At 70.3% G+C, this 13354-nt stretch carries 14 protein-coding genes and 2 pseudogenes; 8 read left to right on the top strand and 8 right to left on the bottom strand.

All coding sequences use genetic code 11. The annotated features are described in order from the left end of the window. The 3 genes and pseudogenes from pqqC to pqqA all read right to left on the bottom strand — a co-directional run bounded on the left by pqqC (position 1) and on the right by pqqA (position 1764). Entirely contained in the window at positions 1–732 is a 732-nt protein-coding gene (gene pqqC / locus HHL28_RS02975; RefSeq protein ID WP_083699549.1) for a pyrroloquinoline-quinone synthase PqqC, read from the bottom strand. Beyond that, positions 729–1556: pseudogene (pqqB, locus tag HHL28_RS02970) on the bottom strand (pyrroloquinoline quinone biosynthesis protein PqqB); the annotation flags it as partial. The gene pqqC and the pseudogene pqqB, both read right to left, overlap by 4 nt. Positions 1557–1683: 127 nt before the next feature. Next, positions 1684–1764 carry a pyrroloquinoline quinone precursor peptide PqqA gene (gene pqqA, locus HHL28_RS02965; RefSeq protein ID WP_075773146.1) on the bottom strand — a complete coding sequence of 27 codons (81 nt, stop codon included), beginning with the start codon at positions 1762–1764 and terminating at the stop codon, positions 1684–1686. Between the two features lie 163 nt (positions 1765–1927). Here pqqA and arsC point away from each other — a divergent pair, with 163 nt between their 5' ends. Next, entirely contained in the window at positions 1928–2365 is a 438-nt protein-coding gene (gene arsC / locus HHL28_RS02960) for an arsenate reductase (glutaredoxin) (protein ID WP_075773147.1), read from the top strand. A 105-nt stretch (positions 2366–2470) separates the two neighbouring features. Here arsC and HHL28_RS02955 read toward each other — a convergent pair whose 3' ends face one another. Together HHL28_RS02955 and HHL28_RS02950 are read right to left on the bottom strand one after the other, a co-directional pair. Next, complete coding sequence (locus HHL28_RS02955) at positions 2471–3082, bottom strand: helix-turn-helix domain-containing protein (protein WP_075773148.1); 612 nt, start codon at positions 3080–3082, stop codon at positions 2471–2473. A gap of 275 nt (positions 3083–3357) precedes the next feature. Next, positions 3358–5058 carry a formate--tetrahydrofolate ligase gene (locus HHL28_RS02950; protein WP_075773149.1) on the bottom strand — a complete coding sequence of 567 codons (1701 nt, stop codon included), beginning with the start codon at positions 5056–5058 and terminating at the stop codon, positions 3358–3360. Positions 5059–5276: 218 nt separating this feature from the next. Between HHL28_RS02950 and HHL28_RS02945 the strand changes: the two genes are divergently transcribed. From HHL28_RS02945 to HHL28_RS02925, 5 genes are all read left to right on the top strand, one after another. Then, the gene (locus HHL28_RS02945; protein ID WP_075773150.1) at positions 5277–5498 is read left to right on the top strand and encodes a hypothetical protein; all 222 of its coding nucleotides are present in this window, start codon (positions 5277–5279) and stop codon (positions 5496–5498) included. A 25-nt stretch (positions 5499–5523) separates the two neighbouring features. Continuing rightward, entirely contained in the window at positions 5524–5853 is a 330-nt protein-coding gene (locus tag HHL28_RS02940) for a hypothetical protein (RefSeq protein WP_075773151.1), read from the top strand. Between the two features lie 186 nt (positions 5854–6039). Next, positions 6040–6219, top strand: a complete 180-nt coding sequence (locus HHL28_RS02935) for a hypothetical protein (RefSeq protein ID WP_075773152.1) — start codon at positions 6040–6042, stop codon at positions 6217–6219. A 127-nt stretch (positions 6220–6346) separates the two neighbouring features. Beyond that, a complete protein-coding gene (locus HHL28_RS02930; protein ID WP_075773153.1) occupies positions 6347–7924 on the top strand; it encodes a hypothetical protein in 1578 nt (525 codons plus the stop codon). Continuing rightward, positions 7924–9111 carry a glycosyltransferase family 87 protein gene (locus HHL28_RS02925; RefSeq protein WP_075773154.1) on the top strand — a complete coding sequence of 396 codons (1188 nt, stop codon included), beginning with the start codon at positions 7924–7926 and terminating at the stop codon, positions 9109–9111. Before HHL28_RS02930 ends, HHL28_RS02925 begins: the two co-directional genes overlap by 1 nt. Before the next feature lie 34 nt (positions 9112–9145). Here HHL28_RS02925 and HHL28_RS02920 read toward each other — a convergent pair whose 3' ends face one another. Further along, a complete protein-coding gene (locus HHL28_RS02920; protein ID WP_169654464.1) occupies positions 9146–9682 on the bottom strand; it encodes a DUF4185 domain-containing protein in 537 nt (178 codons plus the stop codon). Beyond that, positions 9591–10430: a DUF4185 domain-containing protein gene (locus HHL28_RS02915; RefSeq protein ID WP_169654654.1), complete on the bottom strand. Its 840-nt coding sequence runs from the start codon at positions 10428–10430 to the stop codon at positions 9591–9593. The genes HHL28_RS02920 and HHL28_RS02915 overlap by 92 nt, the downstream gene beginning before the upstream one ends. A 329-nt stretch (positions 10431–10759) precedes the next feature. Here HHL28_RS02915 and HHL28_RS18210 point away from each other — a divergent pair. Next, positions 10760–11755, top strand: a pseudogene (locus HHL28_RS18210) (lysylphosphatidylglycerol synthase transmembrane domain-containing protein); the annotation flags it as partial. A gap of 84 nt (positions 11756–11839) precedes the next feature. On the opposite strand, the gene HHL28_RS02910 reads toward HHL28_RS18210, so the two are convergent. Further along, the gene (locus HHL28_RS02910) at positions 11840–12742 is read right to left on the bottom strand and encodes a LysR substrate-binding domain-containing protein (protein ID WP_075773157.1); all 903 of its coding nucleotides are present in this window, start codon (positions 12740–12742) and stop codon (positions 11840–11842) included. 180 nt (positions 12743–12922) lie between these two features. On the opposite strand from HHL28_RS02910, the gene HHL28_RS02905 reads away from it, so the two are divergent. Further along, complete coding sequence (locus HHL28_RS02905) at positions 12923–13324, top strand: YbaN family protein (RefSeq protein ID WP_075773158.1); 402 nt, start codon at positions 12923–12925, stop codon at positions 13322–13324. Positions 13325–13354: the final 30 nt, after the last annotated feature.

The following is a 13354-nucleotide window of genomic DNA, read 5'->3' as shown; positions in this document are numbered from 1 at the left end:
TTACTCCTGCGGCACGAAACTGCCGGGCGGGACATGGCCCGGGGCCACGTAGGCGTGGTAGAGGGCGTCGAGCTGGACCCAGAGCACGTCGCACTTGAAGGTCAGGGCGGCGATGGCCTGCTGCTGCTGTTCCGGCGTGCGGGCATGGTGCTTGACGTAGGCCAGGGCGAAATCCGCGTCGCGCGGTGCCTCCGTCAGGCGGTTCTGGAAATAGGCCAGGGTCTGTTGGCTGACGAAGTCGTAGTTCGCCAGCATGCCCGCCACCCGGTTGGCGATGATCATGGGGCTGAACATCTCCGTCAGGCTGGACGCCACCGCCTCCAGCACCGACCGCTCGGCCACGAAGTGCACATAGGCGTCCACGGCGAAGCGGGTGGCGGGGAGGATGCCGCGGCAGCCCTCCACATAGTCCTGGTCCAGGCCCAGGCCGCCGGTCAGCATCAGCCAGCGGGCGATGCCGCCCTCCCCCTCCTTCATGCCGTCATGGTCGATGATGCGCTGGCGCCAGGCGCGGCGGTCGGCGGCGTTGTCCAGGCGGGCCAGCAGGGTCGCGTCCTTCCGCGGGATGCTGGCCTGGTAGTAGTAGCGGTTCAGCGCCCAGGCCTGGACCTGACCCTTGGTCAGCTTTCCGCCGTGCAGCAGCTTGTGGAAGGGGTGGAGGTGGTGGTAGCGCGTCTCCCCCACATGCCGGAGCCGTTCTTCCAGTTGGGCGGCGCTGAGCAATTCCGTCATGGCGTGACCTCCCGCCCGTCCTCCGCCACCTCCCAGCCGGCGGCGGCCAGGGCCGCCCGTTCCGGGCTGTCGTCCAGCAGGATCGGGTTCGTGTTGTTGATGTGGATGAGGATCTTGCGGCCGGCGCGCAGGTGTTGGAGCGCTGCCAGGGAGCCGTCCGGGCCAGCGATGGGCAGGTGGCCCATGCGGCGGCCGGTCTTGGTGCCGACCCCGGCGGCCTGCATCTCATCGTCATGCCAGACGGTGCCGTCGAAGAAGACCACGTCCGCCCCGTGCATGCGGTTGAACAGGGCATCCGACACCCGGGCGCAGCCGGGGACATAGACGACACGGCGGCCGTTGGCGCGCAGTTCGAGGCCCACCGTGTGGCCGGTTTCCTGGTCCAGGCGCATGCCTTCGGATTCCAGGAACAGGGCGACCTTGCCGGGGACGGGGAACATCTCCACGCTCAGGCCGCTAGGGCCGGTGGGGGTGTCGATCTCCACGGGTCCGTTGAGGGCCAAGGGGCGGCGGCTGACCAGGGCCGGGTTCAGCACGCCGAACACCGGGTTGGCGGCCAGCACGTCCTGGATTTCCGGTGTGGCGTAGAGGCTGAAAGGGTGCCCTTCGCGCAGGTCGATCAGGCCGATGATGTGGTCCACGTCCGCGTTGGTCAGGACCACGGCGCCGATGGGGCTGTGCCGGGCGCCATGGCGGGGGTGGAGCGCCGGGTTGGCCAGGATCTGCTGGCGCAGGTCGGGCGAGGCGTTCAGGAGTACCCACCGCTCCCCGTCGGCGCTGACGGCCAGGGAGGATTGGGTGCGGGGCTTGGCGGCCGGGTCACCGGCGCGGGCGCGGCGGCAGCCCCCGCAATTGCAGTTCCACTGGGGGAAGCCCCGCCTGCCGCCGCACCCAGGATCACGATGCGCATGGCGTCTCGTCCCTTTCGTCGGTGGCGGGCGGGGTACGGCCTCAGATCTCGGCGCAGGCGTAGCAGTTGATCTCGCAGCCGACGGAGACCTCGACGACGCGGGGCTTGGACCACTTCTTCATGACGTCTCTCCCTCAGTTCCTGTTCGGCACCCCGCGACGCGGGGGCACGAGGGGGACGCTAGCGGGATCGGACGGGGGCGGTTAGCTATGCGTATCATAGGCTATGGCCGCCATAGGCCCGGACCTATGCTGCGGCGCGGCAACAATTCCGAGGGGGAAAGGCATGACCGAGGTTACCATCTACCACAACCCGTCCTGCGGCACGTCCCGCAACACCCTGGCCATGATCCGCAACAGCGGGGTGGAGCCGCGGGTGGTGGAGTACCTGAAGACCCCGCCCAGCCGGGCGGAGCTGGCCGACCTGGTCCGCCGCATGGGCGTGCCGGTGCGCGAGGTGGTGCGGGAGAAGGGCACACCTTATGCGGAGCTGGGCCTGGGCGACCCGTCGGTGACGGACGACCAGTTGCTGGACGCCATGGCGGCCCACCCGATCCTGATCAACCGGCCCATCGTGGTGACGCCCCTGGGCGTGCGCCTGTGCCGGCCTTCGGAAAAGGTGCTGGAGATCCTGCCGGACCCGCAGCAGGGCGAGTTCACCAAGGAGGACGGGCAGGTGGTGGTGGGCGCCGACGGCAAGCCGGTGCCGGGGACGTCGGTGTGAGGGGGTGCCGGGAGCAGGCCGACGCTGACAATTGGTGAAAAACAAAGGGCCCGGGATGGCGGCTTGCCGTCCCGGGCCCCTTGGGCTGTCAATGGCGTCTGCCGATCACTTCTCGCGGCGGGCCCGCTGCGGCTTCTCGGAAGCGGCCGGGGCGGGGGTTTCCACGTCCGGCAGGCTTTCGAAGATGCCGGCTTCCTGCAGGCGGTCGATGGCCACCAGGTCCCCTTCGTCGCCCGCCCGCATGGCGGCCAGGGCGTAGTTCAGGTTGCCGGGGGAGTTGCTGTTGCTGTTGCTGCGGCTGTTCTCACCCGGGCGGAACAGGTTGGCCAGCTTGGGCAGCTGGGACAGCTTGCCCTCGATGCCGCGCGGTTCGCCCATGGCGCGCCAGTAGGTGTCGATGGCCTGGATGCGGTTGCGCACGTCCAGGGCCTTGAAGATGGCGGTGGCGTGCACCTTCAGCGTTCCCGCCTTGATGCCCAGGGCCTCCGCGATCTCCACGTTGCTGTCGCCCGCGGACATCCGGGTCAGGATGCCCAGTTGGGTCGGGGTCAGCGCGGACAGGACGTTGCCTGCCTCATGCCCCGCGGCCCGGTAGCGGGCACAGGTCTCACGAAACTTGGAGAGGGCCAGGGCTATCGCGGCCTGGTCCTCATCCGCGAGCGCCGCATCGTAGGCCAAAGCGGCCGCGATCAGCTCGTCATCTGTTCTCTTCGCCATGGGATAGCATTAAACCCCATTAACAGCCCATTTAACAGAGCAAATGGGACGCTTTCGGATAGGTGCAAGCCCCAGAAATCAGCTTTTGCCTGTCCAGTACGCCGTCGCGACGCCCGAAGGCGAGTAAACGGCGATGAAGCGCCCCGTTCGCAAGCGGTAGTGCCCGGGCCTGGACACACCGCATAAACGCCAAAAGCAACCTATCCGGTTCGGCACATCTTCGGGAAGTATCCAAAAGTCGCTGGCTGACGGAAATCGGGCGCAAATGTATGCAGTCAGCTAAGCCCGACGATGTGGCCCGCGGGTGAAACGCCGATGTGGCTGGAGGCCGGGACCTTGGGCAGGCCGGGCATGGTCATGATGTCGCCGCACAGCACCACGACGAAGCCGGCCCCGGCGGACAACCGCACCTCCCGAACCGGCAGGGTGAAGCCGGTGGGCGCCCCCTTGGCATCCGGGTCGGTGGAGAAGCTGTACTGGGTCTTGGCCATGCAGACCGGCGCCTCGCGGAAGCCGCGGGCCTCGAACTCCGCCAGCCGCGCGCGGACGGTGGCCGGGAACTCCACGTCGTCGGCGCGGTAGATCTCCCGCGCGATGGTGCGGATCTTCTCGGTCAGGGGCAGGTCGGCGGCGTAGAGCGGCTTGAAGGCGGCGGTGCCCCCGTCCGCCAGGGCCGCGACGGCATGGGCCAGCGACTCCGCCCCGGCGCCGCCCTCCCCCCAATGGTTGCAGAGGTGGACCTCCACGTCGAGCGCGCGGCAGGCCTCCGCCACGGCGGCCAGCTCGGCCTCCGTGTCCGCGGTGAAGCGGTTGATGGCCACGGCCACGGGCAGGCCGAACTTGCGCATGTTCTCCACATGCCGGACCAGGTTGGCGCAGCCCGCCGTGACGGCGGCCACGTTCTCCCCCTTCAGGTCCGCCTTGGCGACGCCGCCATGCATCTTCAGCGCCCGCACGGTGGCGACCACCACGGCGGCGGAGGGTTCCAGCCCGGCGAGGCGGCACTTGATGTCCAGGAACTTCTCGGCACCCAGGTCCGCGCCGAACCCCGCCTCCGTCACCACATAGTCGGCCAGGGACAGGCCCGCCCGGGTGGCGATGACGCTGTTGCAGCCATGGGCGATGTTGGCGAAGGGCCCGCCATGGACCAGGGCCGGCGTGCCCTCCAGCGTCTGCACCAGGTTGGGGGCCATGGCGTCGCGCAGCAGGGCGGTCATGGCGCCCACCGCGTCCAGGTCGGCGGCGGTGACAGGCTTCTTGTCCCGTGTCTGGGCGACGATGACGCGGCCGAGGCGGGCTTGGAGGTCCTCAAGGTCGGTGGCGAGGCAGAGGATGGCCATCACCTCCGACGCCACGGTGATGTCGAACCCGTCCTCCCGCGGGACGCCCTGGGAGGCGCCGCCCAGGCCGATGACCATGTTCCGCAAGGCCCGGTCGTTCAGGTCCAGGCAGCGGCGCCAGGTGACCCGGCGCGGGTCGATGTTGAGCGGGTTGCCCCAGTAGATGTGGTTGTCGATGAGCGCGGCCAGGATGTTGTTGGCCGCGGTGATGGCGTGCAGGTCGCCGGTGAAGTGGAGGTTGATCTCCTCCATCGGCGCCACCTGGGCCTTGCCGCCGCCGGTAGCGCAGCCCTTGGCGCCGAAGACCGGGCCCAGGCTGGGTTCCCGCAGGCAGATGGCGACACGCCTGCCGATGCGGCGCAGCGCGTCGCCCAGGCCGATGGTGGTGGTGGTCTTGCCCTCCCCCGCCGGGGTGGGGCTGATGGCGGTGACGAGGATCAGCTTGCCGGGCTTGGCAGGCCGCCGGGCCAGCACCCAGTCCAGGGCCAGCTTGGCCTTGAAGGGGCCGTGGCGGTAGACCGCGTCGGCCGGGACGCCCAGCTCCGCGGCCACGGACTCGATGGGCTTCAAGGGGACGCCGCGGGCGATGGCGGCATCGCTGCCAGCGGGGTCCTCAAGGACGCGGGGTGGGGTCACGGGGGCTTCCTCCGGAATCGTTTGCGCATGCTTAGCATCGGGGAAAGGGTGATGCACGCCCGGCCGGGGACAAGGGGCGCGCAGACGACCCGGGCGACTCGCAAAGCAGGTCTGACGCCCAACCCCTGGGACCGGCGGGAACAGCCGCCCATATTCGTGCCGTTCCCCAGGGGCCGGGTGCCCCGATGCCGCCGGCCGTTCCGGCGCTGGCTAGAGAGATGATGACGAGTTCCCCTGTTTGGTTCTTCCAGACCCCGCGCCGGCTGGCCCTGAAGGCCGGCGGCAAGGCCATCGCGCTGGTCTACCTGGCCGTCCCCGGTGCGGGTGGCTGGTCGATCCGCGTGGACGGGCGGGACGTTTCCCGCCACCCTGACCTGGTGTCCGCGCAAGGGGCGGCGCTTGCCCTGTTGGGCGGCCCGGACCTGGCGCATGCTGCCTGACCCGACCGCCGGAGGGCCCGAAGACATGGCCGGATACGTCGCCGCCCGCCTTGCCCGCATCGACCTGCTGGAGCACGTGCTGACCGTGCCGGAGGGGGACGAGTCGGGCCTGGCCGATGCCGTGACCACCGTGGCAGAGGCGCTGGCCGACGACGGCGCCCTGGTGCTGGACGAGGACGGGTTCCCCGCCCAGGGCGCCACCGACGCCGAGGTGGTGGCCGAGGCGCTGGACGCCTATGCCCGGCTGCTGCTGCTGTTCGGGGAGATCGACCAGGCCGCGGAGGCCGTGGCCCTGATCGACCGCATCCACCATTTGGACCAGCGGCCGGATATCCGCGGATTGAGAATCCTCTGACTTTGCCCGGGGCGCTTCCGGCAAATCCGGGAGCGCTTTTGTGCCATCCCCGTAATCCACACACCCCTTGCGGAACCGCCCCGCTCTGGCATCCTTTATGCAATGTCTGAGCATGCCAAACGAGAAGCACCGGGCCGCAAAGGCACCGGGGCCGCGGTTGGGGAGGTTTTTGGACAGGAGGTTGGGATGGACGGCAAATTGGCCCGGTTCCGCCACGGCTCGACCCCACCACGGGATTTGCCGGACCTGATCCGGCGCCTGATGGTGCGCTGCGCGGCCGCCGATCCCAGCGAGGTGGCCGTCCTGCAGGCCTATATGCAGCGGCTCTGGTCAAGAAAGACCGGGTTGCTCCCCCGCCAGGGCTAAGCCGAAGGTCGGCTGCGCCGATGGTGGCCTGACGCCGTTTCCTGCCGGTCGCCCGTCCGGGTGGCCGGGACGGACAGGATACGGGCTAGGCATGCATTCCAGTCGGGCAAGCATCGGGAACGGCGGCATGTTGCTGCTGCTGGCGCTGTGCCTGGGCATCATGGCCCTGCCGGTGCTGCTGGTGGAGACACCGCCGCTGTTCGACTATGCCAACCATTTGGCCAGGGTCCATGTGCTGGCCAATTGGGAGGGCGTGCCCGCCTTCCAGGAGAATTTCACCCGCGACGCGCTGCTGCTGCCCAACGTGCTGTCGGACCTGGTGCTGCTGGCCCTGGAGCCCGCGATGGGGATCGAGGCGGCGGGCAAGGTGCTGCTGCTGCTGATCCTGGGCGGCATCGTCACCGGCGGGGCCGCCCTGGGCTGGGCCATCGCCGGGCGGCTGTCGCCCTGGCCCCTGCTGGTGGCGGGGCTGGCCTATCATGAGATGTTCATCTGGGGCTTCCTGAACTATGAGCTGGGGCTGGCCCTGCTGCTGTGGGGCCTGGCGGCCTGGGTCTGGCTGGAACGGCGCACACGGGCCGGGCAGTTGCTCAGCGGCGTGGCATTCGCGCTGCTGGTCTTCTTCGCCCACCTGGTGGCGTTCGGGCTGTTCGCCGTGGGCATCGCCATCCTGGAACTGTGCCGCGCCTGGCGGGAGCGGCAGCGTGGCTTCGGGCCCGTGCTGGGCCGGCTGGTCGTCTCCGCCCTGATCTTCGGGCCGCCCCTGGCCATCTTCCTGTCCCGCAGCCCGGCGGGCGGGCTGCCCATGGCCTTCGCCTGGGACATGACCCTGTGGGGCAAGCTGTCCCCCTTCACCCGGGTGCTGTCCACCGGCGACACGGCGGCGGATTACGCCACACTGGCCGGTCTGGCCCTGCTGGCCCTGCTGGGTATCGTTACCGGGCGGGTGAGGGCGAGTGGCGCCCTGCTGCTGGCGGCCGGGACATATGCCCTGCTGGTGATCGCCCTGCCCTATACGGCCATGGGGTCCTTCTTCCTGGACGCCCGCATCGCCATCGCCGTGTTCCTGCTGCTGGCCGTGGCCCTGGTGCCGCGGCCTGACGTGGCGGGGGGCAAGGTGGCCGTCATCGCCTCTGTCGGGTTGCTGGCCCTGCTGGGGGCGCGGTCGGCCCTGGTGCTGGAGGACTGGCGGGCGCAGGAACGTTCCTATGACCGGGTGCTGGAGAGCGTGGCTAAGCTGCCGGAGGGCGCCGTGGTGGTCCCCGCCTTCGGCCGGTATTTCGAGATGCCGGGCTGGATCAGCACCCGCGGCCTGTGGCCCACCCATGAGCATACCGCCGCCTATGCCGCCATCCGGCGGGATGCGGCGGTGACCAACATCTTCGCCCGCAAGGGCCAGAACCCGCTGGTCTATACCCCCGCGGTCGAGGAGCTGCTGCCCCTGGGCCGGAACCCCATCACCCGGGTGGTCACGGACAAGGAGCTTGGCGGCTTCCTGGAGCAGACCCACGCCGCCGCCCGGGCCCTGGCCGAAACGGGCAGCGACAGCAAGGTCTTCGCCCTGCTGTTCGACAAGGGATGCGACACCGTCCCCGACCAGCCCTGGGCCTGGGTGGTCGAGTGCGGGCCGGAACTGACCATCCTGGAGATCGCGCCGGAGCAGCCGCCCGCGGAGTCCGTCGCCCACCGGCAGGAGGCAAGCTGATGCAGGACAGGGTTCCCGCACTTTCCCCCCGGCCCCTTCCGCGCTGGGCCGCGGGACTGCTGTGTGCCCTGCTGGCCCTGTTGGCGGGCTGGGCCCTGTCCCGGTCCCTGCCCGGCCCGGGGCTGCTGGATTTCGGGTCCTTCATGGGATCGGGCAAGGCGGCGCTGGAGGGGTTGGACCCCTATGGCCTGTACCCGCCCCTGACCTTCCACGTGGTCCTGCCGGGCTTCGATGTCTGGAACCCCAACCTGAACCCGCCCGTGGGCCTGCTGCTGTTCGGGCCCCTGTCCACGCTGGAGCCGTTCCACGCCTTCCGGATCTGGTGGGCGGTGAGCTTCGTCACCTATGGCATCCTGGTCCTGCTGCTGCTGCGCCGCTATCGGCGGGAGGACCCGCTGCTGCCCGGCCTGTGGGCCTTCGCCCTGGCGGGATTCTGGGACACGCTGGTGCTGGGGCAGATCTATGTGCCCCTGGCCCTGGCCGCGGTCGGGGCCTGGCTGTGCCTGGACAAGGGACGGCCCGTGGCGGCGGGGCTGCTGATCGGGATCGTCATCGCCGTTAAGCCCAACTTCCTGGTCTGGCCGGGGCTGCTGTTCCTGGCGGGGCATTTCGTGCCTGCCCTGGCGGCAGGGGCCTGCGCCCTGGCCCTCAGCCTGCTTGCGGGGCTGGTGTTCGGGTTCGAGACCTATGCCCAGTGGGCCCAGGTGGTGGCCAATGACATCAACAGGGGCGTCTTCCTGACCAATGCCAGCCTGCCGGGGCTGCTGGACCGGATGGGGCTGCATGGCACGGGCAAGCTGGCCAGCCTGGCCCTGCTGGCGGGGCTGGCCTGGTGGGCCTGGCGATCGAGGCCCGACCCGATGCGGGCCAGCACCCTGGGCCTGCTGGGGGCGCTGCTGGCCTCCCCCTTGGCCTGGGTGCATTACAGCCTGTTCCTGCTGCCCGCCTTCCTGTCCGGCCGGATGAACCCGGCCCTGCTGCTGGCCGCGGCCCTGCTGGTGATCCCCGTGCCCACGGTACTGGACCATTTCATGGCCGCCCCCGCTTGGCAGCAGGCCACGCTGGGTTCCGCCTATGGCTGGGCGCTGCTGCTGTGCCTGGTGGGCTTCTCACAACAGCGGCGGGAGCCTGCCGCCCATGCCGCCGGGGATCAGCAACTGCCGGCCCGCAACCACATGGTCGCGTGACCGGCGCCGGCCTGCGCTTCGATCACCCCTGCCGTCAGCTTCCCGGCGGCAGGGACAGGGTGGCCCGCATCAGGACGACGGTGTAGGGGTTCCAGGTGCTCATCAGGAAATAGACGTCGGAACCGCGGCCGTCGGCGCTGACCTTGCCGGCGCCGGCCAACAGGTAGGGGCCATAGGCGTCACCCACCGCGTCGGGCACGTGCGGGTCGCCGCGGGCGGCGCAGACCCGGCCGACGGGCTGGGCCACCATGCGCAGGGGACCGGGGTTGATGTACTCACAGAAGCCGCCGTCCCGCTCCGGGTCGAACAGCACCTGCGGGGCCGACCAGGGGCCCCAGGGCTGCATCGCGCTGCGCATGACGATCTGCGAGCGCGGGGCACCGCAATTGTACAGCATCAGCCAGCGCCCCAGCCGCGGGTCCCAACTGACCGACATCTCGCCCAGGCAGGGCTGGTTGAACAGGGGCTGGCTGTCCGCCTCACGCTCGCTCCAGCGCGGGGCACCGGCCGGGTCCAGCCCGGCGAAGTAGCGCAGGGCCGCCTTGTCGTCGGCCCGGTCGGCGGGCAGCACGGCCAGGAACGGGTCGCTGGCCCGGTAGCGGCCGCTGCCCACAGCAGCACCGCCTGCCCCTCCCCCGGCGGCAGCCCGGGCACGTCCCGCCGCTCCACCACCGCGGGGGCCACGTTGATGAAGCGCTCACGCGACAGCTCGAACCGGACGGCGAAGCTGTGGCCGTCATCGTCCGAGGTGGCCAGCACGCTGCGGGCCATGACGTTGCCGGGGCATATTCGGCGGAGGCGAACACATGCATCCGGCCATTCAGGCTGAAACCGCCGGTGGGAACGCCGAAGGCGCCCTGGTAGGTGTCCGGCAGGACGAAGGGTTGGAAGCCGCCGTCCGGCGCCGTGGGGACGTCCAGGGACAGGCAGTCCTCCGGGTCTTTGTCGGCGGTGCTGGCGATGAAGTCCACATCCTTGGGCCGGGCGAGGCCGGGCCGCACATGGGTGTCGCCGAACAGGAAGACGGTGCGGTCCTTGTGGGTGAAGGAGGCGCCAAGGTCCGTGCCCCAGAAGCCGAAGCGGCTCTCGGTCCGGTTCAGGGTGGGCTGGCCGGTGGCGCGCTCCACCTCGCCCACCAGTTGGCAGACGCGGCGCATCTCCTGGCGCAGCAGCGGCACCGGTGGGGCGGGCGGCAGGTGGGCTACCGCCGGGGCCGGGGGTGGAGGCGCGCTCGGCGCCACGAAGGCGGCCAGGGCCAGGGCCACCGGCAGGAGGCCGGCGATCCGGGCGAGGCGGGCGGGGCGGAAGGGCAGGTTCATCCGGGAGGTCATGGTGCCGGGGAGACTGGCGCCAGCATGGTTAACCCCCGGCTAAGCATGGCTTTTCCAGCCGTGACCGATGGGGGACAGACGGCGGTTAAAGGATTGGCCAGCCCAGACCCGTGTTGGGCTCACCGGAGGGGACAGGCCCCCGGCAGAAGGGGTCGGTGGCGGCGGGAAGAAGGCGCCGGGCGGGCTGTCGGGTTCCATTAACCCATTCCCGGCCAAGGGGACAGTGCCCCGGACGGGGTGCGAGCTGCGGCCTTGGCCGTGCCGCCACCCCTTTCGAATTCCGTAGCGGGCCGGTTTGCGGGCCTGAGCTGGTTCGCATGGGCTGCCCCTTCCGGCCCCCTGACAAAAGGCGGCCCCTGGCTTGTTTGCACTGCCGCATGGCCGCGTCCACGGTCCCGGGGACCGGGTGGCAGGCAACGGATGGCGGGGATGGAATGAAGATCGAGGTCGTGGCACCGGGCCGGCGGGTGGAATGGGCGGTCGCCGCCACCATCCTGCTGTTCACAGCCATCATGGCTGCCGCCGCGGCCTTTGCCGGCGGGGACAAGGTCCTGGCCAGCCTGTCCCGCCTGAGCATCCCACTGGTGGCCGCCGTCTTCGGCCTGTCGCTGTTGAACTATGCCCTGCGCACCTGGCGCTGGCACCTGTACAGCCGGCACCTGGGCATGCGGGTGCGGCCCAGCCGGTCGGCCCTGTATTATGTGGCCGGCTTCGCCCTGACCACCACGCCTGGCAAGGTGGGGGAGGTGCTGCGGCTGTGGCTGATGGAACGGTGTGAGCGCGAACCCTATGAGCGGACCCTGCCCCTGTTGGTGGCGGACCGGCTGACGGACCTTGGCGGCATCGCCCTGCTGCTGCTGGCCGGGCTGACCGCAGCGTCCGGCCAGCCCTGGATGGTGGCCGTAGGCGTGGGCGTGCTGGCCATGCTGGGCCTGTTCGCGGCCCGGCCGAGCCTGGCCGCCTTGGCGGTGACCCTGGGCTATCGGGTGGTGGGGCGCTGGCCAAGGCTGTTCGGCAAGGCCCGGCGGGCGGCCCGGCTGACCGGCAACCTGTTCACCCCCGGCATGCTGGCCGGGGCCATGGTGCTGGCTACCCTGGGCTGGTTGGCGGAATGCGTGGGCTTCTACCTGGTGCTCCAGGCGTTGGGCGCCGATGTCAGCGTGCTGACCGCGACCTTCATCTTCACCGCCGCCATGCTGGTGGGTGGGGCCACCCTGGTCCCCGGCGGGCTGGGCGGGACGGAAGCCACCATGCTGGGCCTGCTGGCCGTGGCCGGCGTGGGGATGGGGGTGGCCGTGCCCGCGACCATGGTCTGCCGCGTGGCCACCCTGTGGTTCGCCGTGGGGCTGGGCCTGGCTGTGATGCCTCTGGCCCTACGACTGGCCCGCGCCCGTGACTTAGGCGTCAACCCCGACGGGAGCCTCGTCGCAGCGGGGGGCAACCCGGCGGACCGTATCGGCCACGGCTTCAAGGGCCTTGCCCCGCGGAAAGCTGGGCCGGCTGACGAGCCGCACGGTGCGGCCCGGCATACCCTCTAAAGGCCGCAACGCGATCCCCCGGCCACGCAGGGCCCCGGCGGCAAGACCAGGCACCAGGGTCGTCCCGTAACCTGCCGCCACCATGTTCAACAGCGTCTCCAGCCCCGCGGCGCGGAAGGCGCCGGCGCGCGCGTCGGCCCGCCCGCAGGCGGCCAGGGCCTGGTCGCGCAGGCAGTGCCCGTCCGCCAGCACCAGCAGGTCATCCGCCAGGTCCGCCTCCGCCACGCGGGCGCGCCCGGCCAGGAGATGGTTTTCCGGCAGGGCGGCCAGGAAGGGCTCGGTGAACAGGGGGATGTCCACCAGCCCCTCCGGCGGGTCCGTGGCGATCAGGGCGGCATCCAGCCGCTTGGCGCGCAGCCGCTCCAGCACATTGTCGGTGGTGTCCTCCCACAGCTCGATCCGCAGCTTCGGGTAGGCATCCCGCAAGGGCCCGAAGACCAGCGGCATCAGATAGGGGCCCAGGGTGGGGATGACGCCCAGGGTCAGGGGACCATCCAAGGGGTCCCGCGCCGCCCGCGCCGCGGCAACCAGGCCGTCCGCCGCCTCCACCGCCTTTGCCGCCTGGGTCAGCAGCCGCTCCCCCACCTCGGTCGGGACCACCCATTTGTTGGTGCGCTCGAACACCTCAACCCCCAACTCCTCCTCAAGCTTGCGGATCTGGCCGCTGAGGGTGGGCTGGCTGACATTGCAGGCCTCGGCGGCCCGGCCGAAATGCCGGTGTTCCGCCACGGCGAGCAGGTAACGGAGGTCCCGCAGGTTCATCGGTCGTCCCTGGGAAAAGGCTGTGGGGCCGGTTGCCGGCCCGGGTTCACCATAGCTGCTTCCGATGATATCAATCTGAACAATCGATTTCATCACAGATGATGCCAAGACTAGGTTTCTCCACAGGACAAAGGGTCGCGCAGCGGACGGGGGACATGACATGAGGGATGGTCTGTGACGATGGTACGGCACCCCCTGGCCCGGGCGGGATGGAAGCTGGCGGGCTACGGCCTTGTGCTGCTGGGATTCGTGGGCATGGCCTTGCCGGTGATGCCGACGACCATCTTCTGGATCCTGGGTGCGGTCTGCCTGCTGCGGGCCGGGGATCGGCGGGTGGAGCGACTGCTGGCCCATCCCCGTTTCGGCGGGCCGGTGCGGTTGTTCCTTGAGACAGGGGCGGTGAGCCGGCAGGGCAAGGGGATAGCGTTGTCGGGCATGACCCTCGCAGCCATCGTGCTGTCGCCCTTGGTCTTGTCCCACCCGGCGATCTTCCTGCTGGCAGGCCTTGGCCTCACGGCCGCCGCTGCCTGGGTCGCGACCCGGCCGGAGCCGGTGTCGGCGCGGGTACGGTCCCGGCGCTGATCCCCCCTCATCAAACCCGCTTCCGACGAC

Origin of the sequence: Aerophototrophica crusticola, assembly GCF_012913305.1 — a bacterium.
Taxonomy (GTDB): Bacteria; Pseudomonadota; Alphaproteobacteria; order Azospirillales; family Azospirillaceae; genus Niveispirillum; species Niveispirillum crusticola.
This window is presented reverse-complemented; position numbering and strand designations above follow the sequence as displayed.

Excerpts from the sequence above, each read along its gene's own strand:
- pqqC (WP_083699549.1), bottom strand. The coding sequence starts at position 732 with ATGACGGAATTGCTCAGCGCCGCCCAACTGGAAGAACGGCTCCGGCAT.
- pqqA (WP_075773146.1), bottom strand. The coding sequence starts at position 1,764 with ATGAAGAAGTGGTCCAAGCCCCGCGTCGTCGAGGTCTCCGTCGGCTGC.
- arsC (WP_075773147.1), top strand. The coding sequence starts at position 1,928 with ATGACCGAGGTTACCATCTACCACAACCCGTCCTGCGGCACGTCCCGC.
- HHL28_RS02955 (WP_075773148.1), bottom strand. The coding sequence starts at position 3,082 with ATGGCGAAGAGAACAGATGACGAGCTGATCGCGGCCGCTTTGGCCTAC.
- HHL28_RS02945 (WP_075773150.1), top strand. The coding sequence starts at position 5,277 with ATGATGACGAGTTCCCCTGTTTGGTTCTTCCAGACCCCGCGCCGGCTG.
- HHL28_RS02940 (WP_075773151.1), top strand. The coding sequence starts at position 5,524 with ATGGCCGGATACGTCGCCGCCCGCCTTGCCCGCATCGACCTGCTGGAG.
- HHL28_RS02935 (WP_075773152.1), top strand. The coding sequence starts at position 6,040 with ATGGACGGCAAATTGGCCCGGTTCCGCCACGGCTCGACCCCACCACGG.
- HHL28_RS02930 (WP_075773153.1), top strand. The coding sequence starts at position 6,347 with ATGTTGCTGCTGCTGGCGCTGTGCCTGGGCATCATGGCCCTGCCGGTG.
- HHL28_RS02925 (WP_075773154.1), top strand. The coding sequence starts at position 7,924 with ATGCAGGACAGGGTTCCCGCACTTTCCCCCCGGCCCCTTCCGCGCTGG.
- HHL28_RS02915 (WP_169654654.1), bottom strand. The coding sequence starts at position 10,430 with ATGAACCTGCCCTTCCGCCCCGCCCGCCTCGCCCGGATCGCCGGCCTC.
- HHL28_RS02910 (WP_075773157.1), bottom strand. The coding sequence starts at position 12,742 with ATGAACCTGCGGGACCTCCGTTACCTGCTCGCCGTGGCGGAACACCGG.
- HHL28_RS02905 (WP_075773158.1), top strand. The coding sequence starts at position 12,923 with ATGGTACGGCACCCCCTGGCCCGGGCGGGATGGAAGCTGGCGGGCTAC.